This window comes from Chelativorans xinjiangensis, from assembly GCF_009812055.1.
GTDB classification, from domain to species: domain Bacteria; phylum Pseudomonadota; class Alphaproteobacteria; order Rhizobiales; family Rhizobiaceae; genus Chelativorans; species Chelativorans xinjiangense.
In genome coordinates this window covers 1-1,325 of record NZ_WQNH01000116.1, presented here as the reverse complement: position 1 = coordinate 1,325, position 1,325 = coordinate 1, and the positions used below count along the sequence as shown (strand labels likewise).

The following is a 1,325-nucleotide window of genomic DNA, read 5'->3' as shown; positions in this document are numbered from 1 at the left end:
GATGGCCGTGCACAATGCCGACATAGCTGCGCTCTTCAATCGGATGGCTGACCTCCTCGAGATAGAGGGCGCCAATCCGTTCCGTATCCGTGCCTATCGAAGGGCGGCGGCGACGATCGAGGATCTGCCGGAGAATGTCGCCGGGATGATCGAGGAGGGGAGTCCACTCGATGAACTCCCTGGCATCGGCGAAGACCTCGCGGGCAAGATCGAGGAGATTGTCCGGACGGGACATATGAAGGCCTTGGACGAGGTCGAGACGCGGACGTCCTCGACGCTCGCGGCGCTGACTTCGATTCCCGGCCTCGGGCCCAAGCGCGTCCATACGCTGCACGAGAAGCTCGGTGTCAAGTCGCTCGAGGAACTGGCGAGCGCTGCGAGAGCGGGAAAGCTCAGAAACCTGCCGCGGTTCGGCGCGGCCATCGAAGCAAGAATCCTCGATGAGATCGGCAAACACCGCACGGTCGAGCGGAGGTTCAAGATTTCGACTGCCGAGGACTTCGCACGCGGGCTGACGGCCTATCTCGAGGCCTGTCCCGGTGTCGCGCAAGTTGTTGTGGCTGGAAGCTTCCGGCGCCGCCGGGAGACGGTCGGAGACCTGGATATCCTGGTGACCTGCAAGGATGGCCCGGCCGCGGTCGAGCACTTCGTCGCCTATGACGAGGTTGTCGAGGTTCTGTCCAAAGGGCCGACACGCTCGACCGTTATCCTCAAGGCTGGCATCCAGATCGATCTGCGGGTGGTTCCCGGGGAGAGCTACGGCGCGGCACTGCACTATTTCACGGGGTCGAAGGCGCACAACATCGCCGTCCGCAAGATCGCGCAGGACAAGGGGCTGAAGCTCAACGAATACGGCATCTTCAAGGGGGATAAGCGGATCGGCGGCCGTACAGAGGAGGAGGTCTTCCGCGCGGCGGGACTGCCCTTCATCGAGCCCGAGCTGCGCGAGGACCGCGGTGAGATAGAGGCGGCAAGGGCAGGGGGGCTGCCGAAGCTGATCACGCTAAAGGACATGCGGGGCGACTTGCACGTTCACACCAGGGCTTCGGACGGAAAAAGCACACTCGCCGAAATGGCGGAGGCGGCAAAGGTGCTGGGCTACGCGTATCTGGCTATAAGCGACCATTCCAAGCACGCCACGGTGGCACACGGGCTCGATCCGAAGAGGTTGTCCGCTCAGTTCGATGAGATAGACCGGCTGAACGACCACGTAGAAGGCCTGCAACTGCTCAAGTCTTGCGAGGTCGACATTCTGGCGGACGGAAAGCTCGACCTGCCCGACAGCATCCTCAAGCGCCTCGATTTTACCGTCTGCGCCGTCCACT

The 1,325-nt window shown here is 62.6% G+C and carries 1 protein-coding gene and 1 pseudogene; both read left to right on the top strand.

Annotation, left to right across the window (positions count from 1 at the left end):
- Window position 1: 1 nt before the first annotated feature.
- Window positions 2-175, top strand: a pseudogene (locus GM910_RS27540) (hypothetical protein); the annotation flags it as partial.
- Between the two features lie 60 nt (window positions 176-235).
- The coding region (locus tag GM910_RS26875; protein ID WP_246226407.1) for a DNA polymerase/3'-5' exonuclease PolX at window positions 236-1,325 on the top strand (1,090 nt) is incomplete at its 3' end.